Here is a 26,490-nt window from a genome sequence, read left to right as displayed (position 1 = left end):
GTCCTTCAAGGTTTGCATCCGCTTACAAAGCTTGCATCTCCGATAGTCCTGCTCCTGCACCAGACAGCTTGACCGGAAGCCCGCTCACATAGGACGCTCTGGCTGCTTCGGCAATCAATTGTGCCGCTTGACCGTCACGGCCGCTGCAGATCAGCGGCTCCTGCAGCCGTACCGAACGGGCAAACGCGGCAATCTCGTCCATGAACGCCCGGTTATAGCGCTCCAGGAAGAAATGCTCCGGCTGGTCGCGGGTAACCGAAGTGGCGGTGGACACCTCCACTGTTGTCGGGCGGCAATTGTCGGCAGTCGCCGAACCAAGCGTGCCGAATACCTCCACCCGCTGGTCATAGCCGTAGACAGCCTTGCGGCTGTTATCAATCACGCAGATTGCTCCGCTCTCGAAGGTCAGTGTGATGACAGCTGTGTCCACATCCCCGCAGCGGCCGAACATCGGATCAATCAGGTTCGCCCCCCGCGTGTAGACCTCAGCCACTTCCCCGTCCATCAGGTAGCGGGCCATATCGAAATCGTGAATCGTCATATCCATGAACATCCCGCCCGAGGAGCGCACATAAGACTCGCCCGGAGGCTGCGGATCACGCGAGGTAATCTTCACAATATGCGGGCTGCCCAGCTCCCCGGACTCAACCAGCTGCTTCAGCTTACGGAAGCTGGGGTCCATCCGGCGGTTGAAGCCGACCTGGAGCAGCACGCCCGCTTCCTCTGCAATCTGTAATGCCCGAAGGGTCTCCTCCGATGACAGGCTGATCGGCTTCTCACAGAATATATGCTTCCCCGCAAGCGCAGCCCGCTCAATCCACGATGCGTGCGTATCCGTCGGTGTGCAGATGAACACCGCTTCAATCTCAGGGTCCTTCAGAATATCTTCACCCGCTGCAAAAACAGAACCCAGCCCCCGGCTCTCCGCCCAGGCCAGCAATTCATCACTCATCATTGCTTCTGCAATAGACTTCAGCTTATAGGACGGCATCGCACGCAGATTATCCGCATGCAGGCGCCCGATTCTTCCCGCGCCGATAATGCCAACTACAATCGGATTTACCATCTTCACTTATCCTCCTCAGAGGGTAAGCGCTTAACCTTCCCAAGAATAGTATACTTCATGCTCCCGGAAGCTTCAAGCAAATCTTTTACCCGGCTCCACCTGGATTAGGCTGAGCTACAGGATAGCTTAAGTTTAGTTGTTTTTTACAGCCAAATACTGGGACCCAATGGTACACTTAAGTTAGCATGTACTTGCTTGAAGGAGTGTTCCCGATGGCTTAAGCATTTCCCTGATGAGTTGAAAGGCAGATACCAGGAAGTGAACCCGCTTTTACAAGATGAGGCTGGAAATATTTACGGCGGACTGGTGGGTGAGATATGCTGGAACTGGTTAGAGGTGCAATATCTTTTCGTGGAAGAGGCCTACTGGACATTCGGATATGGTAAGCAACTGCTGTCAGCAGCCGAACAAATGGCTAAAGAGAAATAATGCGATTTCATCAAATTAGACACCTTGAGTTTTCAGGCATTGGACTTCTACCTGAAGCAAGGCTTCGAAGTGTTTGGAACGATACCTGACGCTGGCGGCTACTCTCACTATTATTTGACCAAAGAACTCTCTCAAAACAGTTAAATCGTTAGCCAGCGGGTAGATAAGTATAGACCTATATTCACCCCGTAGGAGGTTTTTTCATGAAAGTTAGACTAAGCGAGTATAATCCGGACTGGGTTAACCGCTACCAAGAGGAAGCTGCGTTTTTAACTACTATATTTACAGATGAAATCGTGCGTTTTGAGCATTTTGGAAGTACTTCAGTCCCGGGCTTACAGGCTAAACCCGTGATTGATATGATGTGTATTGTAAAAGACATTACCAAGATCGACTTATATAACGATAGGATGCATTCGCTCGGATATGATGTTGCCGGAGATTGGGGAATTCCTGGCAGAAGATTATTCCGCAAAGGCTGTGAAGAAAGGACTCACCACATTCATTGTTATCAAACAGATAATCCTCAAATTGAACGGCATCTAATATTTAGGGATTACTTGAGATGTCATCCGGAAGAAGTAACCAGGTACAGTAAGTTCAAGCAAGAATTAGTTGAACGCTTCGACAATACAAGTGAGTATAGCCCAGCCAAAAAATCTTTTGTAAAAAGTATGGAACAGCTGGCACTCTCTTGGTCGGCCGAACATCAGCTTGAATCATAAAGAGGAGGAAACGTAATGAAAACCATAAAATCCATGCTAAATCACCTGTACTGGGCGGACGGCCGGATCTTGGAGGCGCTTCAGGCGAGTGACACGAAGGACAAGGAGCTGCTGAAGCTAGTGCGGCACATTGCGGTCGCGGAGCGGGTCTGGCTATCCCGGCTGCAAGGTCAGGGCAGCGCACAATATTCATTGTGGGAGGACACCGAAGAGCTGGCGGCGATCCGGCAAATGTTTGAAGAGAATGCTGAGCAGTACCGCATCTATATCGAAGGGCTGGAGGAATCCGGGCTGGACAAGATCATTGATTATGCCAGCCAGAGCGGAGTTCCGTTCCGAACATCCGTCCGGGATATCCTGTTGCAGGTCCTTTTACATGGGCAATATCACCGGGGACAGATCAACCGGGCGCTTCGGATGGATTCAGCAGAGCCTGCTCCAGTCGATTACATCACGTTTGCAAGGCTCTAATTACCCAGGAAAAACATGTGGAGGATTAACTTATGGAAGAACGAATATTACTATTTTTAAACGAGACCTATAAAGTAGAGTTTTATCAGGTTGAAGTAGTAACCAATGAAATGTACCGTTGTCACTCCCGGCAAGGTATCTTCTACGCCCGAATCACGAATTACAAGACCTATGAAGAACAATTAGAAGAGCTTAAGTGGACTCATTTTTTATTCAACCAGGGCGTAGGCGTCGCAGAGATTGTACCCTCAAGCAAGGGTTCATTCCTTGAACCATTAAGCCTGGATGAAGAACAGCTATGCGTTGTATTTAAGGCTGCACCCGGAATCCATCTGCCGCGGACAGAGTGGAATGAAGCTGTGTTCAGAGGGCTTGGACAACAAATCGGCAGGATGCACCGGGTAAGTAGAGGATATTTGAATACTGAAGCTGCTGTAACTATTCGTCATTGGCATGAAAGTGAAGAATACGATTTCCTCCAATATATTCCCGCAGAAGAGAAGTCCATACGGGAGATTGCAGCCGGCGTGGTCACCCAGATTAAAGAGCTGCCCCGGAACCCATCCAATTACGGCCTAATCCACGGCGACCTGTGGCTGGAAAATATCCTTGTTGACCGCGACTCCGCACTAACCATGATTGACTTTCAAGATTGTGAACAGCATTTCTATATATACGATTTAGTGGTGCCGATCTATTCTGCGCTGGAGTACTCTTTCATGGGCGGCGGAAATCTGAGGGATTATGAACGATCCATTACTAAGGCAATGCTCGAAGGCTATCAGGAGGAGCATCATCTCTCTTCTGAGATGCTTACGAAATTCCCGTTATTTTTGAAGCTGAAGGAATGTTTTGAATATAGTCTGATGCACAAGTACTGGAACTTCGAAGAGTTAAGCGAGGCCGAGGTTCGAATCCTGAACTTATATAGAAACAAGATCGAGCATATGCACACCTGACTGACAGTTAGTTTGAAGGATCTGATTGACTGCGTTCGGAATAAAAGAGTATAATCCTTCCAAATTAACGAGTTTAGGAGGAATACAATGTCTGAGCAAACGGTAATGGACAGACTGGAGGCATTGGGCATTGTTTTGCCGAATGCCAGTGAGCCCGCAGCTAAATATGCAAACTTCGTTGAAGTTAACGGACTATTGTTTGTCTCGGGAAAAGGCCCCTCCGGTAAGCCTAGCGGCAAGCTGGGAATAGATTATACAACGGATGAAGGTTATCAGTTCGCTCGGCAGACCGGGATTGAGATTCTGGCTGTGCTGAATTCAGCATTAGGTTCTCTTGAAAAAGTAAAAAGAGTGGTTAAGATTCAGGGGTTCATCAATGCCGATCCCTATTTCGAAGAACATCACAAAGTGTTAAACGGCTGTTCTGACTTAATGCTGGATGTTTTTGGTGAAAAGGGGATTCATGCCCGTTCTGTATTAGGAGCTGTTTCCTTGAGAGACAATCTTCCAGTTATTGTGGATTCCATTTTTGAGATTGAGGTGTAGGCCTGGCTCAATACAACAGCGGCAGCCAAAGACTATTGCCTGGTCTTTGGCTGCCGCTTTTTTCACTCTATAGATTCTCAGCAGTAATGCAGAGCCTCGCCCAGTGCAACCAGCGCCATCGCCTGGCCGTAGGCCATAGGGGCAATGACAATCGCTTTGTAATCCTCCTTGGCTGCACCAATGGGAGTACCGCTCGATACGCCAAGCACGGTGCCTTCGCCATCAATCTGATCCAGCACAGCCTGGATCGCTCTCAGCGCCGGTTCCGCGTACGCCTCCGGCAGCATTCCGGTGCGTACACCGTTCAGAATACCGGCGGCAATGGCGGCCGAGCCGGACGTCTCGGTATAACTGTCCGGGTCATCCAGCAGCGTATGCCACAGTCCATCCCCGCTCTGGCAAGCCAGTAAGGCTTCTGCCTGGGCCTGCATGATCTGCTGAAGATACATGAAGATCCCCTCTGCCAGATACGGGCGCATCAGCTCCAGATATTCCGGCAGGCCAAGTGTGAACCAGCTATTGCCGCGGCACCAGAAGGCTTCGCTGAAATTATGCCGCTGCTCACAGTGCCAGCCGTGGAAGAACAGGCCGGTTTTTTTGTCATACAGATATTTAATGTGCAGCAGCAATTGATGCAGTGAGGCTTCCCGCCACTGCGGGTTATCGTGCTTCACTCCCATTTTGGCCGTGAACAGAATGGCCATGAACAGCGTATCAATCCAGAGCTCATTCTCATGAAGAGAGACTTCATGCTTCTCCGCCCCCGTGGTGACATGCTGATACCCTTGCTCCAGTGTCCGGGGCAGGCCATGCATCAGCCAATCCATCCATTCGAGGCTCAGCTCCCCGGCCTCCTCCAGTTCCATCAGCGACAAGAGCGGAGCGGTCGTATTGATGTTCCGGCTGGGCAGGCCTTTCTCCAGCTGACGGGCCATCCACGGCTTGGTGTAGGCCTCATAACGGCCGTCCCCGAAGTGGCGGTCCAGCTTTTGCAGACCATACAGCCCTACGCCCTGCGGCCAATCCCATTCCTCCATCCCGAAGTCGCGGGCAAAATAACGATGCCGTCCCGCCCCCTCCACCTGCTTCTGCAATTCCGTCTCGTTGTCCGGCCGGCTCAGCTTCATCAGCTTATCTGTAACCAGGTCCAGCTTACGGAGCAGCTCCTCTCTATTAATAGTTCTTCCATACACCTTCAGGTTGTGTCCTGCTTCCATGCCGCCATGCTCCCCTCTCATGTTTGCGCCCCGCGCAGCTTCATTCTGAATGTCCGGATCTCATAAGGCTTAATCTGGAAGGACAGCTCTGCTTCCTGCCAGGCTCCGAGCGGCTCCTCCATCAGATTGCATTCCTGCCAGGAGGCAATGGAATATGCGCTCTCCACCGTGATCTGCGTCCGGGAACCGGCATATTCATGCAGCCGCAGCACCACATCGTTACCGTCTTCCGAGCGCTTGATGGCATCCACCATCACATGTGCGCCTGCGATATCAAGCAGCGGCGCTCCTGCCAGCTCTCCTGCCACGGTGCGCAGCGGATTATTCAGCTCCCACGCCTCCTGGACTACCCCGCCTTCCACAAAATCGCCAGTATGCGGATAAAGCGCATACGTAAAGGCATGATGCCCCTGATCCTGTTCGGGATCGGGATGAACAGCCGACTTCAGCAGTGTCAGCCGCAGTACGCTATCCTTGATGTCGTAGCCATATTTGCAGTCATTAAGCAGCGCTATGCCATACCCCTTCTCGCTGATATCCGCCCACTGGTGGCCTACCGTCTCAAAGCGGGCTACATCCCAGCTCGTATTCCAGTGAGTCGGGCGCTTTACATTGCCGAACTGAATATCATAGGTAGCTTCCAGCGCATGAATATCCACCGGGAAGGCCACCTTCAGCAATTGGTTATGTCCGTGCCAGTCCAGCTCTGTGCGGAAATCAATCCGGGCGGTATCCCGGTAGAAGAGGATGTCCTGGGTTACCGCTGTACGGTGATAGGTCCAGCTCATACGCAGCACGGCCCGCAGCGGACCGTTCTCGGTCAGCTCACAGCCGGTCAGCTGTGAGATCTCCGTCATCTTTTCCTGGTAGAAAATATCAATATCCCACGCCTCAAAGTCCAGCGGCTTATCCTCGAACACCTGAAGCACATTGCCGCGCTGCCCCGGAGCCAGCAGCTCGCGGCCGCTCCGCCGGTCAAGCATCGAAGTGAACTGGCCCTGCTCATTCCACACGACCTCCAGGAGCGGTGTTGTCAGCGTGTTGCCGGATACGGCTGCAAGCGGCTGAACCTGTTCCTCCCGGGACGCCTCCTCAGCCTGTCCGGGTGCTATCTGGAGGACTGCCGTGCCAAGTGCAGGCACCGACGGAACATACACCAGCACTCCGCCGTCTGCCGTCTGCTGCTGCATCAGCCGGTTCCCCTCCGCGTCATGAACCTGTGCGCCGTCTGCGGCCTCTGCGGGAATCAGCGCAACCCGCGGACGGTTCCAGTTCGAGCTGTTCAGCAGGGTGATCCGGCTGCCAGTCTCTCCTTCAGCTGCGCTGTTAATCAGCGCGAGTGAACGTGCCTCTCCTTCCGCGTATTCAAGGTCACTGTCCTGGTAGACCTCCTGGATGGACGAACCGGGGATGATGTCGTGGAACTGGTTGCGCAGCAAAATTTCCCAGATCCCGCCCAGTTCAGCCGCAGGATATCCCGATTCCAGATTCCCCCGTCTTACCCCGGTCAGCGTATACAGCCACTCCGCATCGCGCAGCAGCAGCTCCAGCCGGCGGTTATACTTCTTGTTGCGGGCTTGCGAGGTATACGTTCCCCTGTGGCATTCGAAATACAGCTCGCCGTTCCAGGTGTGCACGAACGCCTCCGAATTCCCGATTCGTTCATGCAGTCCGGTGAAATAGTCCCCGGCACTGCCCATTTCAATCTTCGGGATACCCGGAAGCTTGTCGAAGCGCCGGCGAAGCTCCAGCATCTCCCGTGTGGGTCCTCCGCCCCCGTCGCCCCAGCCGTAGGCAAACATCAGGTGATCATTGATCTCCTTGTCCTGATAGGAATTCCAGATCCCGCGCAGCAGCGCCGCTGTCATCCGGCCGTTATATGTGTATTCCGCCCCGTCCTTCTCGGAGGTGGTGATGAAATGCGTGAGCACCTCCGAGCCGTCCATCCCCCGCCACCAGAAGGTATCATGCGGCATCCGGTTGAACTGGTTCCAGCTGATTTTGGTGGTCATGAAGGTATCAATCCCCGATTTGCGGAGAATCTGCGGCAGCGCCCAGCTATACCCGAATACATCCGGCAGCCAGAGGTATTTGCTCTCAACTCCGAATTGTTCACGGAGATAGTGTTTGCCCGTCATAATCTGGCGGACCAGCGACTCACCGGACGGGATGTTACAATCGGCCTCCAGCCACATGGCACCTTCCGCCTCCCAGCGTCCTTCCTTCACCTTCTCCGAGATCCGCCCGAACAGCTCGGGATAATCCTGCTCCAGGTACGCGTATAGCTGCGGCTGTGTCTGTAGGAACTGGTACTCCGGGAATTCCTCCATCAGCCGCAGGACGGTGGAGAAGGAGCGGGCCGTCTTCTCACGGGTATGCTTAAGCCGCCAGAGCCATGCAACATCAATGTGGGTATGGCCTACAGCCGTGAGCGTTACGTCAAAAGTCTGCGGCATCCCCTCTACCGCCTGATTCAGACTGGAGCCTGCCTCGTACAGCGAGGTGATATGCTCCGGGGAGCCGGGCTCCGACCAGTCGATCAGGCGGAAGGCGTCGTTCAGCGCTCTAAGCAGCCACTGCTTCTCCGGCTGGTCTCTGCCCAGGTAACGGAAGGTATCCAGCGCGGCCTTCGACATATAGAACAGATCATCAATTCTCTCGTCCAAATAGCCGATGAAGGCTTCGCTGATCCGGTGATCCTGAATCCTGGGACGCCCGCCGCCTTCAAGCCCCGACCACAGCCGGAAGACCAGCTCTACCGTCTGCCCGCCCCATTCATCGCCGAAGATCACCTCTCTATGGTTATTATCTACGCCCTGGTAAGGCGAGCCGTTCACGAACAGCAGCGATTCGAAGCCGGAGTTATTGAAGTCCCCTGTTTTGCCAAAATCAAATCTGCCGGCGAGTCTGAAGCCAGCCTGACTCTCGGGCATTACGATCACTGTACGCAGCCAGACATAACGGTCCCGTCCGCACCAATGCTCCTGAAGTCTGATGATGCCATCGAAGGAGACGGCCTCCGGGTATACGCCGTTAGCCCCTTCCTCATCCTCTGCGAACGCAAACTCTGTAAGCTCCACAACCTTAAGATATCTATGCTTTTCCACTTCGGCCTGGCGTTTAATCAGCTTTTCTTCTGTGAATAACATCTTATCACTCCTTGTATCCGCTTTCATATCATCACTATAACAAACCCTCCGTCTCAAAAACTACCTTACTTTTGCTATATTACGTCCTAAACATTGCATTTTTTGCTTTTTCGGGCCTATAATATACGGGTAATCTGTAAGTGGTGAGGAGAGAGGTTATGCTTGAAAGCGACCTGTTGTATGAGCAAGGGTATAGCGTACGTATCAATACTCCGGCTGATCCGCTGTTTTATTATTTGGACTACGATCAGCGGTCCCACGACATTAATATGGAGTTTCAGCATGATCATGACTTTTATGAAATCCATATTCTGCTCGATTCCAGCGCCACACATATTATTGAGGGTAATATTCATGCCCTGCAGCAATATGATATTGTTCTGCTCGCCCCGTACCGGCTGCATATGACCCAGTATCCCGCAGGGCCGCCGCATAAGCGGCTGATCATCAACTTCAACCTGCCCGGGGATATCCCCGGACTTGAGGCCGCTTACCATACCATGCTGCAGCCCTTCACCGCGGAGGTTCCGATCTACCGGTTCACGGGCGGTCCGCGCAGTGCCGTGTTCGAGCCGCTGAATGCCATTTTTACCTTGTCCCACAATACTTCGCCGCTGAATCCGGTGCTGATCCACAGCCTGTTCCAGCAATTTCTGTGCAGTTTATCCCAGCAGTGCGGCCAGAATGCTTATGTGCTGGAGGAGATCGGGAACGCGATGATGCAAAAAATCTATTCGATCACCGCCCGCATCCACAGCCATTACAGCAGCGAGCTGTCCCTGGATTCTATCTCCAAGGAATTCTATATCAGCCCTTATTACCTGTCCCATCAGTTCAAAACCGTTACCGGCTTCACTCTGACGGAATACATCCAGATGACGCGCGTCCGCAAAGCCCAGCAACTGCTGCTGCATACCCGTCAGAAGATCTCCGACATTGCCGGACAATGCGGATTCAACAGCTTCTCCCAGTTCAACCGCATCTTCAATAAGCAGAGCGGCATGTCACCTTCCGCGTTCCGCAAGGCGCAAGGGTTGTCTGGCGCGGCTTCGTCCACGCGGTCGTATTGATTCGGTCGATCATGCAGCAAGCAGGTGGAAAAAGGTATCTTATTTTGTCTGTTTCTAAGGGATTGATAGAAGCAAGTGGAAAAACAGCATCTAAAATCAGTCATTTGGGCTTCTGAGGGTGAATTGTGAGAAATTAAATGCTGTTTTTCCAACTCTTGTCTTAGCAGCGTTCATTCCTTTATCAGCAAGTGGAGTAAATCCAACTATCTCCGGCACCTGACAAAAATAACAAAAAAGCAGTCCCAAAAGCCATGAAATGACTACTTGGGACTGCTTTTTATTTTGGAGGGATCAACGTGAGCACTTGGGTGGACGCTGCGCGAACGGACCGGTGTTCCAATCTCTGTGGTCTCCAGATTTTTTCATTCCGGAAGTCCAAATGTACACCCGGTGACGACGAAGTTTCAAGTTGTGTTCCTTACCAATTATACTTTTGGAACCTTCTACACCGTAAAATGAATGCGGCTGAGCAGAACCTCACCCTTAAATACAAGATACACATCGGCGGTTCCGGCATCCACGCCTGCCAGGGCGGACTGGCTATGCCAGCTCTGGGCTTCGCCTGCCGGAACCGCAAGCGTAGCTGCCAGCTTGCCGGTCGGACCGCCGGTTCTGACCTCAATCCCGCCTCCTTGGACCGAGGATACCAGTAGCTCAATACCTGCTGCGCCCTCTGCAAACTGTACATTATGGAAGGCAATCCATGCCCCATCCTTCACCGGATGTACCGAAGCGCCGCCTGCCTTGCACTCATCCAGGAATACCGCTTCGTAATCATCGTAGTTCTCGGCTTTCACTGCTGTATACAGATTACGCGGCGGAACATTCTCGCCATGCACCCGGATGGTAGCACTCAGCCGGATATCGCCTGAAGAACGGCCTACGAGGAGCTTGTATTCCCCGTCCTCCACACAATACCGCTCCCGGCTTACATCCCAGAAGGAGAGCTCGGATACCGGCAGGGTGAAGGTGACTGTCTCTGCCTGCCCGGCAGCCAGCCGGAGCTTCTCAAAGCCCTTCAACTGCTTAAGCGGACGCTTGATCCGGGTGGACAAGGATTGCACATACCATTGCACCACCTCGTCCCCCTCTACACTGCCGCTGTTCTCAAGCTCTACGGTCAGGCTGATCGTGCCGTCCTGCTGCACTTCCTCCGCCGCCAGCGACAGCTTCTTATACTCCACCTGCGCGTAGCTCAGACCATGCCCGAACGGATACAGCGGTTCACCGTCGAAGTACATGTAGGTTCTTTTGCCTTTGATAATGTCATAGTCCATGAATTCTGGAAGCTGGTCCACGCTGCGGTACCAGGTCATATTCAGCTTGCCGGACGGGCTGTACCCGCCGAACAGGACTTCTGCCACCGCATGGCCAAGCTCCTGTCCGCTGTGGGAGGTATAGAGTACTGCCGGAATATGCTCGTCGATCCAGGTGGAGGAGATCGGGTAGCTGCCCACGATGACTACCACCGTATTCGGGTTAGCGGCATAGACGGCCTTAACCAGGTTCTCCTGTTCAGCAGGCAGCACAATGTCCGGCCGGTCGATCTCTTCCTTCCCGTTCAGCAGCGGGTGGTTGCCGACGAAGACGACTGCAACCTCAGCAGCCCGGGCCGCTTCTGCCGCAGCTTCTATGCCGTTCACGACAATTTTCTTATGGAATAGTGCTGCTTCGGCAGATGCTTCTTCTTCAGCCGCGCGAATGGTTCCGTCCTCAGCACTGATACACAGCGGCTGGTCGTTCCAGGTCCGCAAGCTGACTGCGCCGTCTGCCTCCGGGACCAGATTCAGCGATTCCTTCACATACCAGCCGTAGATCTCATCAGCGGAAGCTGTCAGTGTTCCGGCATCGCTCAGGGTAACATACTGCCCACGGCTGGTAGACTCCAGGGTATTGGCCGTCCAGCCCCACGCCGTATGGCGGAACAGTTCGCCGCGCTCCGGCTGATCATGCAGCACCGCCAGCCGGCCGTCCTCACCCGTGATGCCTACAGCCTGACCGCCTGCCGCAGAGGTTAAGATGATCCGGTCATCCCCGCTCTCGAAGGTTACCTGCTTGCCTGCCAGCTTCTTGGTTACCCCCTGATAAGGAGTTACCGCATAAGGCATTGTTCCGGAATACCAGTCCCTGAACGCTTCATCCCCCAGCGGACCAATTACAGCCACCTTGGACAACGAATCGGCCTTCAGCGGGAGGGTAGCCTTATCGTTCTTGAGCAGCACAATAGATTGCTTCGCGGCTTCCAGGGACAGCTCGCCATGCGCTTTGCTGAGAATGACAGAGTCATCTATACTCGTATACGGATTGCCTTCCTCCGGATCGAACTCCCCGAGCCGGAAGCGGACGCGGAAGGTGTTCGACAGGGCGCGGTCCAGATCCTCCTCGGTCAGCAGTCCTTCACGGAGCGCCTCATGAATGACCTTAATGGTCTCTTCGGTCTCTTCCGTCACACTGTCAATGCCGTTCTTGATCGACTCGGCCATCGACCGGGCGAAGGAATCATAATACTTATGGTCCTTCACAATTCCGAACAGGTCTCCGGCATCGCTCACAATGAACCCGTCCATCTCCCATTCGCCCTTCACAATCTCCATCACGGCCGGATGGAGGATGACCGGCACTCCGTTCACTGAATTGTAGGCGGTCATCATAGATTGTGCGCCACCTTCCTGGAAGGCGGGCTTGAAGGCTTCCAGATAATATTCGCGCATATTCCGCGGGTCAATACTGGAGGACGCCACCCCCCGGTCGATCTCATTGTTGTTGCCGAGGAAGTGCTTAAGGGTTGCTACCGCTTTCAAATACACCGGATGATCGCCCTGAATACCTTGGACCAGTGCTGTGCTAAGCTGGCCTGTCAGCTCCGGGTCTTCCCCGTACGCTTCTTCTGTTCTCCCCCAGCGCGGGTCCCGCTCCATGTCCACCGTCGGTGCCCACAGGGTCAGGCCGTTGACGGCCGGATTCTTCCGGTAGAAGGCTCTGGCTTCATCCCCGATGGCTGAGCCGATCCGCTGCAGCAGCTCCGGGTTCCAGGTGCAGGCCAGGCCGCTTGGCTGCGGGAAAGAGGTCGCTTTGCCCAGCCACGAGATCCCGTGCGCCCCCTCCGTCCCATGCTTGTAGCCGCCTATGCCAAGCCGTTCAATCGCCGCCTGATATTGCGGCATCAGACTTACCTTCTCCTCCAGCGTCAGCCTGGAGAGCAAATCCTGTATACGTTCACCCAATGGTAAGTCAGTTTGTCTAAAAGGATATGCAGCAGTGTCCATTTCAATCGCTCCTTTAATCTTCAATCTTCATGATAACGGTTTCATCTCATCATAAAAGATTGGCGCTTCCGGCAACACCATCATAATTAACCCAAAAATCAGTTCATAATTAGAGATTCACGGCTGCGGGGGATTCCCTTGCGGATAATGGAACTTCAGCGCATCTGCCGACAGTCCGGTATATTTCAGGTCCCCGTCCGTAATGACATAATCCCCTTCCGGCTTGTTCTCCAGCGGCCGCTTGCGGATCTCTTTGGGGGAGACGCCGTATCTGGCCTTGAATACTTTGTGGAAATAGGAATAGGTCCCGAAGCCGCAGGCGTTCGCAATATTCTCCAGACTGAAGTCGGTATAACGGATGCGCTCCAGAGCGTTCGACAACCGGATCTCCTGCGTATATTGAATGATGGTGTACCCGGACAGCTCCTTGAAAAGATGCACCGCACGCGATACGCTTAGCCCCGCATAAGCCGCAACCTCCTCCACCCGCAGCGGACTCAGCGCATGCTCGTTAATGTAACGGTGCATCCTCATCACCCGCTCATTCGAGGATCTCAGCGTATCCTCAAGGGGAGACGATTCTACCGGCAAACGGTCCAGTGACAGGCACAGTGCGCAGAGCAGATGGCGGATCAGCTCCGGGCTGTCCTGGATGATCCGGTGCTGCTCCATGCTAAGCTGCTGCCATAGGGAGAGCATCCCTGCATCCAGGTGAATACGCTGATGCGGCAGACGGGGGCGCGCTTCCCACCACTGCTGAATCCACGAGCCTTCGCAGAGCAGGTAATAATCTCCGCTCTCGATCTTCCCGTCCATCTCCTCCACTACCAGATGATAAGGGTCCCCGGGCTTATAGATCAGCAAATCTCCAGGCTGAATCCGGGTCATCCTTCCGTTGACCAGCGCCCGGCAGTTGCCTACCACCTGCAGCCTGAAGAGGAAGAAGGGCGGCGGCGTGAAGGAGGTTTTGAAGGGCAGCACATGAAAAGAATACGCGCAGGCGTGCAGCCTTACATCCACAATGTTCACCATCCCAGCCAAATAGTATAGATAAATAATCAGATAAAACATTCAATATTCCCGTAACATTAACTATACTATAACCAAATCAAAGATAAGACTACAAGCGATGCCGAAAGGAAGCTCACTGCCTCTATGCTCAAAAGAACCTATGCTCTGCTCCGGATTCCAAGCTATCCCATATTCATGTTATGTATGTTGTTTCAGGGAATGGCCATCTCTATCAGCGCCCCGTTCCTGGCTGTCTACTTCACCGAAGAGCTCGGCGTATCCGCCGGAACCTTCGGAATCTTCACGGCGGTGACTCTGCTTAGCGGTGTGGCCTTAAGCATGTTCATCGCCAAGCGCTCTGATGCCGGTCTGAACCGCCGCAGGCTGATGGTGATCTGTATGATATTTAATGCAATTGCTTTTGCCGGATACATATTCATCCATGACTTCTACCCGTTGCTGGTCTATATGACTGTATTCACCGCAGTAGGCGCCCCGGCGATGCCGCAATTATTCGCCAGTGCCAGGGAAGCCGTGAACGCCAGCCGTTCCCCCGATCACGCCTATGCCAACTCTACCCTGCGCTCGATGTTCTCGCTTGGCTTCATCAGCGGGCCGCTGGCAGGAGCTGCGCTCTTGAGCCGCTTCGGGTTCCAGGGAGTATTCCTGTCGACAACCCTGATCTTCCTGGTGAATGCGCTGCTTGTGTTCAGCTTCGTACGGCCGCCTGCCGCTAACCGGCAGAGCCATAAGCCCCGGCAACAGCCAGTCCGGCTGCACCGGGATGCCCGGGTACTGGTTCCTTTTCTCATCCTGACCCTGCTCTATGCCGGACACTGGGCCAATAATCTGAACATTTCGTTATTCATCGTCAATACGCTTGGAGGCAGTACACAGAACGTGGCTTCGGTTGCGAGTATCTGCGCCTTGCTGGAGATTCCGTTCATGTTCATGCTGGGACTGATGTCGGCCAAATATTCTAACAAGCTGCTGATGGGCTGGGGCATGGTGCTGGGAGGAATGTATTACGCGCTGGTGCTGGGGGCGGGCGAGCTTTGGCAGCTCATGGCCGGACAGGTGCTGCTGGCTTTTTTTGTCGCCGTAATCTCTGCCATTGGCATCAGCTATATTCAGGATCTGCTGCCGGATCTTCCCGGCTACGCCTCTACGCTGTACACCAATGCCACAACCATCGGCAGACTGACCGGAAGCCTGGCGGGAGGAGCCGCAGCCCAGTGGTTAGGATACCGGCATTCTTACCTGCTCTGCCTGCTCCTCATTGGAGGTTCACTTGGACTGCTGCTATGGCCCCGCCGCTCCCCGGACGCAAAGATTAAGGAGACCTTGGCATCTTAACAGGAGGAATTGCAATGCAAATCATACTCGTTGATGATAGTCTTCATGTGCGGAACAGCCTGAGGCAGATGCTGGAGCAGCTCTCCCCGGATACCGCAGAGGTTATGGAAGCCGGCTGTGATGCTTCCGCCCTGCGGCTGATTCAGAAGCATAGACCTGAACTGATCATTACGGATGCCAAGCTGCTGCTGCTGGGCGAAGCCCCTCTGCTGGAGCAGTTGTACGGGCAGCATACTTACGGCAGAATGATCGTGACTAGCAGCCACGCCTTCATCCTGAAGGCCTTCTGCCGGGGCGGCATGGACTCCCTGCTTAAGCCTATCGGTCTTCAGGCGCTGGAGGAAGCGCTGCTTGAATCAGCCGGCACCAGCAGCGGTAACCGCAATCTGTGTCTTCCAATTAAATCTCCATGTCCTTGCCCGTATAGTCCACGAACCTGAAGTGCCCTTCCGGCGCGGTGCGCTGCTCAATCAGGCCAAGAATGCGTTCGGCACTGGTACGCGGACTCGTTGGCGCTTTAGATCCGCCCATATCGGTGGGCATCCAGCCGGGGTGTACGCTGAGTACATGGATACCGCGTTCCTTCAGCGTGACATGAAGCTTTTGCGAGAACATATTTAGTGCGGTCTTAGAGATCGTGTACGGATAACTGCCCGGGTAAGCATTCGTGATACTGCCTGCCTCGGAGGAGATATTGATAATTGAAGCCTTCTGCTCTGTTAGCAGCGGCAGGAAGTGCTTGACCACACGCATCGGCCCGTACAGATTAATATCAAGCGCAAGCTGCATCTCTGCAATATCCAGCTCCTCAAGCGGAGTGTCCGTGGCATTCAGCACTGCGGCATTATTAATGATCACACCGAGCGTCCGCCCCTGCTCCTTCAAGCTTGCAGCCAGCGCCGCTATTCCAGCCTCATCTGTCACATCAAGAGCAGCCACGGTCAGGTTGTCCCCGTATGCAGCCGCAAGCGCTGATAGTGCTGCCTGCCCGCGCGCCGGGTCACGTACTCCGGCAATAACGTCATGTCCGTGTTCCAGTGCTACGGCAACCAGATCAAGCCCCAGTCCGCGTCCGGCCCCGGTAATCAGAATATTCATCGTGTGATTCCTCCTGTCGTATGTCTCATGTTATGAACCATACAACCATACCCAACCCATGAAAGGGCTGTCAAGCCCTCCGCCGTGTCCCGCTGTACTACACTCAGTGCTCAATATACGCATCGACCATATATCCTGATGCGCTGCCGGTTAAGGTGGCACTGTAGTAACCCATGTTCCCGTCAGTCTTGCATTTATATTCCCCGGAACAGCCGCAGACGAAGAATTTCGTCTTAGCGTATCCCGGATAGATATTACTAAGCTTGCGGTAGAATTTATGACCATGGTGTGTGAAGATAGCCAGAACCTTATCTCTTGCTTGGGGCGGAATCGCCGAGAAGAATCTGGTGGTCTCCGCTGCGCTGAGCACATGGCTGGAATCCACTGAAATTCCCTGCACCCTCAGAGGCCAATGGAAATCCACAATATAGTAATGCTTGTCATCCAGATTTCGCAGCAGATAGAGACTTGCCGGACTGAATTGTCCGAGTGCGCAATCCAGCCACACATATTTCACTTTGCCCTGGGTTCCCGGGAAATTCATCTGTCCGGCTACCGCCCCCAAATACTGGGTGAACAGAGGCCGGGTGGTGGCCTCCCAATTCCCTATCGAGGCCTTATAAGGAATACTTCCGAGCGTGCCTGTTACTGTGTCTCTGAATTCTTTGTAATACGCTTCGGCGTTCTCCCCTTGGTCCGCACCCGCGTGTGTATTATCTCCCCCGAAGATGAACAACCGTTTGTTCCCGCTGCTCACCGCTTTGGGCAAAAGGCTCTTAAATATGCTTAAGCTGTCGCCGTATCCTACATGGCTGTCTCCAAATACCGCAAACTCAAGGGTCTGCGCCTTGATTCTGCGCTTCACTCTGAGTATAGCCTGCAGCCTGGCGGGAATTACCCGCTTCCGTGCCGATTTTGCCTTCCTCTTCCTCTTCATCCCGAACCACCCCATCCATTATAAATAGCTGCAGAACACATAGTAGTCCCTACTATTTATATGCTGGATGAATTGGCCGCTCTTGGACCTGTGAGTCCATCAATTTGCCCGCAGCGAAGTGATCTGCCTGGCCAGATACTGCGGCGTATACGGCATATCCTCCCGGAGCCAGGCGATGATTGTCCCGATGAGGGCCGCCGAGCCGTACCACACCGCGATGTCCCTCTGCACCGTTACCTCCGCAGCGTCATGCGCACTAACCCGGCTCTCCACCCGTGCAGCTATAATGTCCGCCATCAGTTTAAATAGCCGGTCGGTAAAGATCGTACTCTTCCGTGACGTCAGTACGATTTTGTAGAATTTGGCGTTCTCAGCAATATGCACAAGCAGACGCTCCAGCATCGGCCACTTCTCTTCCTGTGCAGCTTCCATAGGGTCCGCATCATCCCTCACCACTTCCAGCACCTCCTCAGCCATGTCATCCGCCATTTTCTCCAGCATATCCGGGATATCCCGGTAATGCAGATAGAAGGTCACACGGTTAATTTGGGCCCGCTGCGCAAGGCGGTTGACGGTGATTTTCTCAATGCTCATCTCTTCCATCAGCTCAACCAGCGCCTCCTTAAGGAATTGGCGTGTGCGGAGGACACGCGGATCTGTCCGCTGGGGGGAATTGGCCATTCTGTTCTCTCCTATCTGCGGCTGCCCAAGGGCAGGCTACAATTTCAGTCTAAAGTGTCGTTTTTCACCTACATACACTACACATCTCTTCTAAGTGTAAACTACTTTACATTTTCCCGAAAATCGTTGCTTGATCGCATGAAATTTTCATTTATAATCTACTTTATACATTGTAAACTATACGACACATTGTAAATTTAGTCCATGATTCGGCGGTTTGAAAGGATGGAGAATATTGAGTAACAAGACAGCAAACCACAAAGTCCCCTCTATTCAAAAGGGACCTATTCTTTTCGTAATGATTCTCGGCGCCTTCCTGGCCACACTGAATCAGACCATCATGAGCGTGGCTACACCGGAGTTGATGAATGACTTCAACATCACGGCGGCAACGGCCCAGTGGCTGACTACCGGCTATATGCTCGTTAACGGTGTGCTGATTCCGATCACAGCCTATCTGATGCAGCGCTTCACTACACGCGAGCTGTTCCAGGCCTCGATGTTTATTTTCTTTGCGGGTACCCTTGTATCTGCTCTTGCCGGAAGCTTCCCCGTGCTGCTTACCGGACGGATGATTCAGGCTGCCGGTGCCGGCATTATTATGCCGCTGCTCACCAATGTTATCTTAACCCTGTTCCCGCGTGAGAAAAGAGGCGCCGCCATGGGTATGGTCGGACTCGCCATTATCTTCGCCCCGGCCATTGGCCCTACGCTGGCCGGATATATTATGGAACGTTATTCTTGGGAGACGATGTTCTACGGCATGCTTCCCCTTACCGTTATTGTCATCGTATGCGGATTTATTTATCTGAGAAATGTGGCAGAGCGTGCTTTTCCCAAAATCGACATCACCAGCGTGGTCCTGTCCACCCTCGGATTCGGTACCCTGCTGTACGGCTTCAGCCGGGCGGCCAGTGCAGGCTGGTCAAGCGCAGAGGTGCTATTGTCTCTGGCAGCAGGACTCTTGTCGCTCGGGTTATTTATCTGGAAGCAGCTCACTTCCGATAGCCCGCTGCTGGATCTGCGGGCCTTCAAATATAATATGTTCTCCCTGACCACCCTCATCAGTGTGGCGGTTACGATTGTGATGTACGCGGATATGATGCTGCTGCCGCTCTATCTGCAGAATGCCCGCGGCTTCACCGCCATGGAATCCGGCCTGCTGCTGCTTCCCGGAGCGGTCATTATGGGCGCGCTTATGCCGGTCACCGGTAAGCTGTTCGACCGCTTCGGAGCGAAATGGCTCTCCATTATCGGCCTCACGATCACGATTCTGACTACCCTCAGCTTCGTGAATCTTACAGACTCGACAAGCTACAGCTACTTGATGCTGATGTCCACCGGCCGCCGGATCGGAATGGCTCTGCTGCTTATGCCTATTCAGACCCTCGGGCTGAATCAGCTCCCATCAAGGCTGAATTCACATGGTACAGCGATCTCCAATACTGTAAGGCAAGTAGCCGGTGCCGTAGGGACTTCTCTGCTGGTCACCGTGATGACCAGCCGCACCGCCGCCCACTTCCAGGATATGATGGCCAGCGGCGGAACTACCGGCGAAGCTCAGAAGCATATGATAATGGAAGCCTCCATCCAAGGCATCAACGATTCCTATCTGGTCATTGTTGGCATCGGCGTGATCGGGCTGGTCCTCTCCTTCTTCATTAAGCAGGTGGGGCAGGCCAAGGAACCGGGTGTGGAGCAGAAGATGGTTGTTGCCAAGGAAGTCTAGGGAGCGCGCCTGCATTCTCTGCCATTCTATAGGTTTCATACAGAAGAAGACCCGCGGAGCGCACTCCACGGGTCTTCTTCTGTATCTCGCATATACGTAACGCTTGTAGTACAATAATATCTTGATGCACATTATATTAAGGGAAGTAAGAGGTGCCAGAATGGCTATTAGCTTCACGAAATCTATGCTTAACCGCCTGAACCAGGAGATCACCGAGATGGAATCGGATATTGCGGAGCTGCAGAAGAAGACCAACACCACCCGGGGCAAGATCAGCCAGCTGGAGAAAGACTGCAAACTCAGCTCTTCGCCAAGCTCGCTCAGCAGTAAAATGAGCCGGATCACCAAATTACAGGCAGAACTCAAAAAAATCTCCCAGCAGCAGTTAGAGCTGTCCAAGGAGATTAATAAAAAGAAGTCCACACGCGCCAAGCTCCCGTCTGCGGAATAACCCGTTGCCTGGCTGACCGGTTCACTTCAGCAGAGCCAGGCCGTTAACCCTTCTGATCTTGCCGGGCACGCAGCCAGATTAGACAATAGATCACGCACAAGAATCCCCAAAAGTAGTTAGCGAATATACTCTGCCCTAAGGCTGCGGAGAGCAGGATATGATACGCACAAGTAAACACCAACAATGACGCTAACACTACGTTCATCGTTCTGGCGGATACCTGCTTCGGAATGGCGCTTCTTGAAATGAGGTAGGCCGCGGCAACAGCGACGGCTAAAGACAGCACTATTCTCAGACTCTGATTCTTGAACATATCATGCATTGTAATCACAGCCGCCAGTCCAACCAAACACGCAATGATTAGGATGATATTTCTCGTTTTCATTCGATCCCTCCTGTGCACTTGAATAACTCCATTGAACAACTCAATTGAATAACTCTCATTTATGTTATTTTATCCCATACCTTTTCTGCTTGTCTGTGATTAATTTACTCTCCCGCCACCGGGAGCTTGACCGTGAACGCCGATCCCTGGCCCGGCTCGCTCTGCACCTCGATGATGCCCTTGCTCAGGCTGATGATCCGGGCGGCCAGCGGCAGGCCGAGGCCGTTGCCCCCGGCGGAGCGGGCGGGGTCGCCCTGATAGAATTTCTCGAAGATGTGCTTGCGCACCTTCGGGGTCATTCCGATGCCGTTGTCGGCGATGACCACGGAGATCCAGGAGCCGTCCGAGTGGATGGATACCGAGATGGCCCCGCCTTCCGGGGTGAATTTGATCGCGTTGCCAAGCACATTGAGCCACACCTGCATCATCAGCTCTTCATTTCCATAATAGGGCTGCTCCTCCAGGTCGAGATTAAGATGAAGGTGCTTGGCAGACCAGAGGGACTCCAGCAACAGCAGCGCCTGGCGGAGCTGCTCATCCAGAGGGTATTCAGCCAGCTCTGTAAGCATTTCCTGGTTCTCGAGCTTGGATATTTTGAGGATATTGCCGGAGAGATTGGACAGCTGCCGCGAGCTGTCGATGATCATCCCGGTGTATTCGTCATGCTCCTCTTTGCTCAGGTTCTCCTCCTGGAGCAGCGTCGCGTATCCTTCGATTGCCGCAATGGGCGTCTTGAATTCGTGAGACACATTAACGACGAAGTCATTGCGGAGGGTCTCGATGCTGCGCAGCTCCTGAACCATGAGGTTGAAGTGGTGTGCCACCTCGCTGATCTCATTGACCCGGTGCGACTCATTCAGATAGATGTCGAAGTTGCCGCCTGCAATTTCCTTGGCTGCCTTGCTGAAGTCCGTAATCGGGGCCAGAATGGTCCTGCCCACCATGATACTGATGGTAGTCCCGATAACCAGGCTGAATAACACCATAGTCAGAATAGGCGGGAATGGGTTGCCATGCTCCCAGGTATTGTTTCCTATCCGGAAATAGAGGAAGGCCCATACAGACATAAGCAGGACGAAGAACAGAATGATCACAAACACCATAGAGACAAAATACCACCATAACCCTCTGTTTTTCCCCCGGATCATCCCCGCTTCACCGCCTTATAGCCCAGCCCTCTGACCGTAACGATCTCAAAATCCGCACTTTCCCTGAAACGCTCCCGCAGGCGGTTAATATGGACCACCACGGTATGCTCGTCGGACTCGGAGTCCATCCCCCAGATTTCATCCATCAGCTGCTGTTTGGTGAAGATCTTATTGGGATAAGAAATCATTTTGTAGAGGAGATAGAACTCCTTCTGCGGAAGCAGGATACTCTCAGGCCCCTGAATTACCATTAACGTATCATAATCCAGCACGGTTTCTCCCCATTCGATTTTGCGCTCGCTGATGATTTTGGCCCGGCGCAGCAGTGCTCCCACACGCAGGATCATCTCATTCACATTGACCGGCTTGACCATATAATCGTCGATTCCCACAAGGAAGCCCTGCTGCTTATCGGCAAAATTCTCCCGCGCCGTCACCATAAGAACGGGAAGCTGCTGGTTGTTGTCCCTGAGCGTCTGTGTCAGCTCGAAGCCGTCCATCCGGGGCATCATAATATCGCAGATGATCAGATCAATATATTCCTTATCCAGCACATCCAGCGCGTCCTCTCCATTGACCGCCGGCAGCGCGCGATATCCGTTTCGGGTCAGTACGGTACAGAAGAGCTGCCGCAGCTTGGCATCATCCTCAACCACAAGAATATTAAACATAAGGTCTCCTCCTGGAACGTTCATATGTAATGAAGCGTATAGCTTTAACCTGCCAAGATCAAGTGAATCTCAACTGGGAGTTTAGGTTTAGTTTATATTGGACGATTATACTAGGGTACAGCAGGACAAGAAGAGTCTATATAGATTGAACTTGAAAATATACTGATAGGGAAAAGTGGCGGAGGAGAATTTTGGCACTGTAGGAGCGTCAGCGTCCGCCTTTGTCACCGGATTTCTACCGCGAGCAGCGGTTTAATTAAGAAATCTGGGGGCAACAGCGGCCGGAGGGCCAAACATTCTCTGGAGTCACGGCTATCCCATAATAGAAAAAATACAAGTGCAGTCTATATAGAGAACAACAAGATTACAGGAGTGGAAAGGGAGACTGGACAATGCTGCAATTAAAAAACATTACCAAGAGCTATAAGACCGGTGAATTTACACAGGTGGCGCTGGATAAAGTGAACCTCAATTTCAGACAAAGTGAATTCGTCGCCATTCTGGGCCAGAGCGGATCAGGCAAGACCACGCTGCTCAATATCGTCGGCGGACTGGATCAGTATGACAGCGGAGAGCTGATCATTAACGGCCAATCGACCGAGCGTTTCAAAGACAGCGAGTGGGATGCGTACCGCAATAATAGTGTCGGCTTTATTTTCCAGAGTTATAATCTGATCTCACACCTGAGCATCACGGATAACGTGGAGATGGGGATGACGCTCAGCGGGGTCGATTCAGCCGAGAAGCACCGTAAGGCGCTGGAGGTACTGGAGAAGGTCGGCCTTAAGGATCATGTGCACAAAAAGCCGAATCAGCTATCGGGCGGACAGATGCAGCGTGTAGCGATTGCCCGGGCGCTGGCCAACAATCCGGATATTATCCTCGCCGATGAACCTACAGGCGCTCTGGATTCGGAGACCAGTGAACAGATCATGGAGCTGATCAAGACCATTGCGGAGGATAAGCTCGTCATTATGGTTACCCATAACCCGGAGCTGGCGGAGAATTATGCAGACCGCGTCATCCGTTTCTCGGACGGTCATGCGATCTCGGACAGCAATCCGCTGGCCACGCAGAAGACTTCAAGTGCTTATAAGCTGAAGCAGACGAGCATGAGCTTCTTCACCGCCCTGAAATTATCCGGCAAAAATATTGCCACCAAGAAATGGCGCACGGGGTTGACCGCTTTTGCCTCCAGTATCGGAATTATCGGCATTGCCCTGATTCTGTCGCTGTCCAATGGCTTCGACAAACAGATCAGCTCGTACGAAACCGGGGCATTATCCAACTTCCCGATTTCTATCAACCAGACGGCCATGAATTTGCAGAATGCAGGTCCTCCGGGGCAGGAAACTACGGAACTCCCTTCCTATCCGGCCGACAAAAAGCTGTATCCATACGACCCTACGGTGAATTCAGCCATCCACACGAACGTGCTGACCAAAGAGTATATTGAATATCTGGACGGAATCGATCCCAAGCTGATTGACGGCGTCTCTTACACCCGTACCGTGAATATGAACTGGCTGGTGAAGAACGGGGACAAGGCGGCGGTTCTGGATAAAAGCAAGATTACGACAGCTCCGTATCCAAGCAAACAGGGCAGTGCCTCGGGCAGCTATCTGGAGCAATATTATGATCTGCTTGAGGGGAAATTCCCGGCCGAGAAGACGGATCTGGTGCTGATCGTGGATCAATACAACCGTCTGACCGAAGGCGCAGTGAATGCGCTTGGACTGGATTATGAAGCTAAGAGTATCAATCTGAGTGATCTGGTCGGAACTCCGCTTAAGCTGGTCATGAACAATGATTATTACAAAAAAAATGGTGAACAGTTTGTAGTCCATGCAACCGGCGGAAATCTGAATGACCTCTACAACAGCCCCAAGGCAGTAACCCTTAATATTGTCGGTGTTCTGCGTGCCCAGGAAGGGTCCAGAATCTCTACACTGTCTCCCGGTCTTGTCTATTCTGATGAGCTGACCTCTACGTTCATTGCAGATGCACAGAAATCGGAAATTGTACTCGCACAAGAGAAATCTGATATTAACGTATTGACAGGGCAAGCCTTGTCGGAGGGTATCGCAGGCGGCGGCTCCAGTGCCGGAATGGGCGAGATGCCGCTCATGAATGCCGGAATGGCAGCAGCAGCCAGCATGTCGTCCATGACCAAAGAACATGCACTTGCTGCTCTGGGAGCAACGGATATCCCAAGCGCAGTCTCGCTTTATCCGATTGATTTCAGTGCCAAGGAATCCGTAACAGCTTATCTGGACAAGTGGAATGAAGGAAAGGCTGCCGAAGCTCAGGTACAGTACACCGACCTCGCAGCTATAGTCACCAACATTTCCGGCGGAATTATGGACGGGATTACGATGGTACTGATTGCTTTTGCAGCTATTTCCCTGGTGGTGTCGCTGATTATGATTGCGATCATCACTTACATTTCCGTCATGGAACGTACGAAGGAGATCGGCGTACTGCGCGCACTGGGTGCCCGGAAGAAGGATATTACCCGGGTGTTCAATGCCGAGACCTTCATTATCGGGGCTTGCTCGGGGATTCTGGGGATCGGCATTACCTACCTGCTGACCATTCCGGTTAACGCCGTCCTGTATAACCTGACCGAGCTGAAGAATGTCGCCCAGCTGAATCCGCTCCATGCGCTCATTCTGGGTGTGATCAGTGTCGTGCTGACGATGCTCGGCGGTGCCATTCCAGCCAAAATGGCGGCGAGGAAGGACCCGGTCGCTGCGCTGCGCAGTGAGTAACCAGGGTTAGTCCTGATTCATCTGAATGAAATGATGAGAATCCAAAGGGGAATCTATCCCTTTGGATTTTTTTGTGTGCTGGCCGCCTGCTTTGGGCGGATTCAGAGGGATTTATCCCTCTCCTTTCCTCCTTCCGCCCCCTTTCGGCGGATTCAGAGGGATTTATCCCTCTCCTTTCCTCCTTCCGCCCGCTTTCGGCGGATTCAGAGGGATTTATCCCTCTCCTTTCATCCTTCCGCCCGCTTTTGGCGGATTCAGAGGGATTTATCCCTCTCCTTTTCTCCTTCCGCCCGCTTTCGGCGGATTCAGAGGGATTTATCCCTCTCCTTTTCTCTTTCCGCCCCCTTTTGGCGGATTCAGAGGGATTTATCCCTCTCCTTTCCTCCTTCCGCCCGCTTTTGGCGGATTCAGAGGGATTTATCCCTCTCCTGTTCTCTTTCCGCCCCCTTTCGGCGGATTCAGAGGGATTTATCCCTCTCCTTTCCTCCTTCCGCCCGCTTTTGGCGGATTCAGAGGGATTTATCCCTCTCCTTTTCTCCTTCCGCCTGCTTTCGGCGGATTCAGGGAGGGTAACTCAGGCTAGCTACCATAGCTCATTATCCGTAAAGGATGGAATAAGCTCATACCGGCACACTCTATTACTGCCTTGCTGCAAGATTGGTTTGAGCTTGCCTTTCTCACACAAAGCATTCAAGTATTTTCTTACTGTACGGGGATCAAGCCCAAGCCCCCTCACCACATCCACAGGTTTGAGATAACCATTCTTCCGGCTTGCCATCCGCAGAATGTCGGCTTCGATCCTCGTAAACGGACGGCTTCCCTCAGCCATATTTTTCAGCAAACATGGAGTGAGCAGAGCTTTTAACAGAGAGATGATCAGCTCCGGTGCGGCTTCCAGCTCATCGTAAGGGACTGCGACGATCCGATACCCGGCAATTTGCAAATACGTCTCTCGATTTAGCTCCTGGCGGTAACGGGTCCTGTCCGTCTTGGCCACATGCGGGCCATAGCCCTTGACCTCAATAGCAAACTTCACCTGTCCCTGCTTCCATACAAAATCAACGAAATAGGGCATCCCCCGCCAATCCGCAACCTCATACTCCGGGTGAAGATCATCCATGTTACCAAAAATCGGCCACCACACCCGCTCCACAAACATTTGCTCGCCATGCCGGTGTCCCCGCTCCAGCCGGTCCTTACGCTCCCCTGCTCTCCGTTTCTTATGATACTCCAGCCATTTGTGATGCTCTTCTGCAAAAGCCATTCCCTTCATCCTCCTCTGTACATCATCCGCAAAACGTGGAACCGTACTGTGCCCTAAAAAAACAAAAAATCCCGCACCCAACAAACCATG

The 26,490-nt window shown here is 53.0% G+C and carries 24 protein-coding genes; 11 read left to right on the top strand and 13 right to left on the bottom strand.

The annotated features are described in order from the left end of the window. Nucleotides 1-22 precede the first annotated feature (22 nt). Nucleotides 23-1,066, bottom strand: coding sequence for an inositol 2-dehydrogenase (gene iolG / locus KDC22_RS07785; protein ID WP_211722625.1), 1,044 nt, complete (start codon nucleotides 1,064-1,066; stop codon nucleotides 23-25). Nucleotides 1,067-1,303: 237 nt separating this feature from the next. Here iolG and KDC22_RS33370 point away from each other — a divergent pair, with 237 nt between their 5' ends. The 5 genes from KDC22_RS33370 (at nucleotide 1,304) to KDC22_RS07760 (ending at nucleotide 4,196) form a co-directional block, all read left to right on the top strand. After that, complete coding sequence (locus tag KDC22_RS33370; RefSeq protein ID WP_246553380.1) at nucleotides 1,304-1,495, top strand: GNAT family N-acetyltransferase; 192 nt, start codon at nucleotides 1,304-1,306, stop codon at nucleotides 1,493-1,495. Between the two features lie 203 nt (nucleotides 1,496-1,698). After that, nucleotides 1,699-2,220: a GrpB family protein gene (locus KDC22_RS07775; RefSeq protein ID WP_211722624.1), complete on the top strand. Its 522-nt coding sequence runs from the start codon at nucleotides 1,699-1,701 to the stop codon at nucleotides 2,218-2,220. Between the two features lie 15 nt (nucleotides 2,221-2,235). Next, nucleotides 2,236-2,691, top strand: a complete 456-nt coding sequence (locus KDC22_RS07770; protein WP_211722623.1) for a DinB family protein — start codon at nucleotides 2,236-2,238, stop codon at nucleotides 2,689-2,691. A 32-nt stretch (nucleotides 2,692-2,723) separates the two neighbouring features. Next, the gene (locus KDC22_RS07765) at nucleotides 2,724-3,650 is read left to right on the top strand and encodes a phosphotransferase enzyme family protein (RefSeq protein ID WP_211722622.1); all 927 of its coding nucleotides are present in this window, start codon (nucleotides 2,724-2,726) and stop codon (nucleotides 3,648-3,650) included. Nucleotides 3,651-3,737: 87 nt separating this feature from the next. After that, the gene (locus tag KDC22_RS07760; RefSeq protein ID WP_211722621.1) at nucleotides 3,738-4,196 is read left to right on the top strand and encodes a RidA family protein; all 459 of its coding nucleotides are present in this window, start codon (nucleotides 3,738-3,740) and stop codon (nucleotides 4,194-4,196) included. Nucleotides 4,197-4,273: 77 nt separating this feature from the next. Here the strand turns inward: KDC22_RS07760 and KDC22_RS07755 are convergent, their stop codons facing one another. Beyond that, entirely contained in the window at nucleotides 4,274-5,434 is a 1,161-nt protein-coding gene (locus KDC22_RS07755; RefSeq protein ID WP_246553378.1) for a glycoside hydrolase family 88/105 protein, read from the bottom strand. Beyond that, a complete protein-coding gene (locus KDC22_RS07750) occupies nucleotides 5,431-8,562 on the bottom strand; it encodes an alpha-mannosidase (protein ID WP_211722620.1) in 3,132 nt (1,043 codons plus the stop codon). The genes KDC22_RS07755 and KDC22_RS07750 overlap by 4 nt, the downstream gene beginning before the upstream one ends. A gap of 158 nt (nucleotides 8,563-8,720) precedes the next feature. Between KDC22_RS07750 and KDC22_RS07745 the strand changes: the two genes are divergently transcribed. Beyond that, on the top strand, nucleotides 8,721-9,632 hold the full coding sequence (locus KDC22_RS07745; RefSeq protein WP_211722619.1) for a helix-turn-helix transcriptional regulator: 912 nt from the start codon (nucleotides 8,721-8,723) through the stop codon (nucleotides 9,630-9,632). A 443-nt stretch (nucleotides 9,633-10,075) separates the two neighbouring features. Here KDC22_RS07745 and KDC22_RS07740 read toward each other — a convergent pair whose 3' ends face one another. Further along, nucleotides 10,076-12,898: a glycoside hydrolase family 3 protein gene (locus KDC22_RS07740; protein ID WP_211722618.1), complete on the bottom strand. Its 2,823-nt coding sequence runs from the start codon at nucleotides 12,896-12,898 to the stop codon at nucleotides 10,076-10,078. A gap of 117 nt (nucleotides 12,899-13,015) precedes the next feature. Further along, on the bottom strand, nucleotides 13,016-13,969 hold the full coding sequence (locus tag KDC22_RS07735) for a helix-turn-helix domain-containing protein (RefSeq protein ID WP_211722617.1): 954 nt from the start codon (nucleotides 13,967-13,969) through the stop codon (nucleotides 13,016-13,018). A gap of 36 nt (nucleotides 13,970-14,005) precedes the next feature. Here KDC22_RS07735 and KDC22_RS07730 point away from each other — a divergent pair, with 36 nt between their 5' ends. Together KDC22_RS07730 and KDC22_RS07725 are read left to right on the top strand one after the other, a co-directional pair. Continuing rightward, the gene (locus KDC22_RS07730; RefSeq protein ID WP_343222034.1) at nucleotides 14,006-15,265 is read left to right on the top strand and encodes a sugar efflux transporter; all 1,260 of its coding nucleotides are present in this window, start codon (nucleotides 14,006-14,008) and stop codon (nucleotides 15,263-15,265) included. 14 nt (nucleotides 15,266-15,279) lie between these two features. Then, nucleotides 15,280-15,705 (top strand): response regulator, encoded by a 426-nt coding sequence (locus tag KDC22_RS07725; RefSeq protein WP_211722615.1) that lies wholly within the window; start codon nucleotides 15,280-15,282, stop codon nucleotides 15,703-15,705. On the opposite strand, the gene KDC22_RS07720 is transcribed toward KDC22_RS07725, so the two are convergent. The 4 genes from KDC22_RS07720 to KDC22_RS07710 form a co-directional block, all read right to left on the bottom strand. Next, nucleotides 15,665-16,363, bottom strand: coding sequence for an SDR family oxidoreductase (locus KDC22_RS07720; protein ID WP_211722614.1), 699 nt, complete (start codon nucleotides 16,361-16,363; stop codon nucleotides 15,665-15,667). The two genes, KDC22_RS07725 and KDC22_RS07720, sit on opposite strands and share 41 nt — an antisense overlap. Nucleotides 16,364-16,466: 103 nt before the next feature. Continuing rightward, nucleotides 16,467-17,228, bottom strand: a complete 762-nt coding sequence (locus tag KDC22_RS07715; protein WP_246553376.1) for a metallophosphoesterase — start codon at nucleotides 17,226-17,228, stop codon at nucleotides 16,467-16,469. After that, the gene (locus KDC22_RS33745) at nucleotides 17,197-17,319 is read right to left on the bottom strand and encodes a hypothetical protein (RefSeq protein ID WP_281424968.1); all 123 of its coding nucleotides are present in this window, start codon (nucleotides 17,317-17,319) and stop codon (nucleotides 17,197-17,199) included. The genes KDC22_RS07715 and KDC22_RS33745 overlap by 32 nt, the downstream gene beginning before the upstream one ends. A gap of 80 nt (nucleotides 17,320-17,399) precedes the next feature. Then, nucleotides 17,400-17,981 carry a TetR/AcrR family transcriptional regulator gene (locus KDC22_RS07710; RefSeq protein WP_211722613.1) on the bottom strand — a complete coding sequence of 194 codons (582 nt, stop codon included), beginning with the start codon at nucleotides 17,979-17,981 and terminating at the stop codon, nucleotides 17,400-17,402. Nucleotides 17,982-18,279: 298 nt separating this feature from the next. On the opposite strand from KDC22_RS07710, the gene KDC22_RS07705 reads away from it, so the two are divergent. Both KDC22_RS07705 and KDC22_RS07700 read left to right on the top strand, forming a co-directional pair. Next, entirely contained in the window at nucleotides 18,280-19,710 is a 1,431-nt protein-coding gene (locus KDC22_RS07705; protein WP_211723935.1) for a DHA2 family efflux MFS transporter permease subunit, read from the top strand. 160 nt (nucleotides 19,711-19,870) lie between these two features. After that, nucleotides 19,871-20,161, top strand: a complete 291-nt coding sequence (locus KDC22_RS07700; protein ID WP_173131115.1) for a hypothetical protein — start codon at nucleotides 19,871-19,873, stop codon at nucleotides 20,159-20,161. Between the two features lie 43 nt (nucleotides 20,162-20,204). Here KDC22_RS07700 and KDC22_RS07695 read toward each other — a convergent pair whose 3' ends face one another. The 3 genes from KDC22_RS07695 to KDC22_RS07685 all read right to left on the bottom strand — a co-directional run bounded on the left by KDC22_RS07695 (nucleotide 20,205) and on the right by KDC22_RS07685 (nucleotide 22,365). Continuing rightward, nucleotides 20,205-20,546 (bottom strand): hypothetical protein, encoded by a 342-nt coding sequence (locus KDC22_RS07695; RefSeq protein ID WP_211722612.1) that lies wholly within the window; start codon nucleotides 20,544-20,546, stop codon nucleotides 20,205-20,207. A 104-nt stretch (nucleotides 20,547-20,650) separates the two neighbouring features. After that, nucleotides 20,651-21,694, bottom strand: a complete 1,044-nt coding sequence (locus KDC22_RS07690; protein WP_211722611.1) for a HAMP domain-containing sensor histidine kinase — start codon at nucleotides 21,692-21,694, stop codon at nucleotides 20,651-20,653. After that, a complete protein-coding gene (locus tag KDC22_RS07685) occupies nucleotides 21,691-22,365 on the bottom strand; it encodes a response regulator transcription factor (RefSeq protein WP_173131106.1) in 675 nt (224 codons plus the stop codon). Before KDC22_RS07685 ends, KDC22_RS07690 begins: the two co-directional genes overlap by 4 nt. A gap of 392 nt (nucleotides 22,366-22,757) precedes the next feature. On the opposite strand from KDC22_RS07685, the gene KDC22_RS07680 reads away from it, so the two are divergent. Next, entirely contained in the window at nucleotides 22,758-25,136 is a 2,379-nt protein-coding gene (locus KDC22_RS07680; protein WP_211722610.1) for an ABC transporter ATP-binding protein/permease, read from the top strand. 583 nt (nucleotides 25,137-25,719) lie between these two features. On the opposite strand, the gene KDC22_RS07675 is transcribed toward KDC22_RS07680, so the two are convergent. After that, complete coding sequence (locus tag KDC22_RS07675) at nucleotides 25,720-26,400, bottom strand: hypothetical protein (protein WP_211722609.1); 681 nt, start codon at nucleotides 26,398-26,400, stop codon at nucleotides 25,720-25,722. Nucleotides 26,401-26,490: the final 90 nt, after the last annotated feature.

The organism is Paenibacillus tritici, from assembly GCF_018207515.1.
In the GTDB taxonomy this organism is placed as follows: domain Bacteria; phylum Bacillota; class Bacilli; order Paenibacillales; family Paenibacillaceae; genus Paenibacillus_AQ; species Paenibacillus_AQ tritici.
The sequence above is the reverse complement of the archived record's forward strand: the minus strand, read 5'-3'. Positions and strand labels throughout refer to the sequence as shown.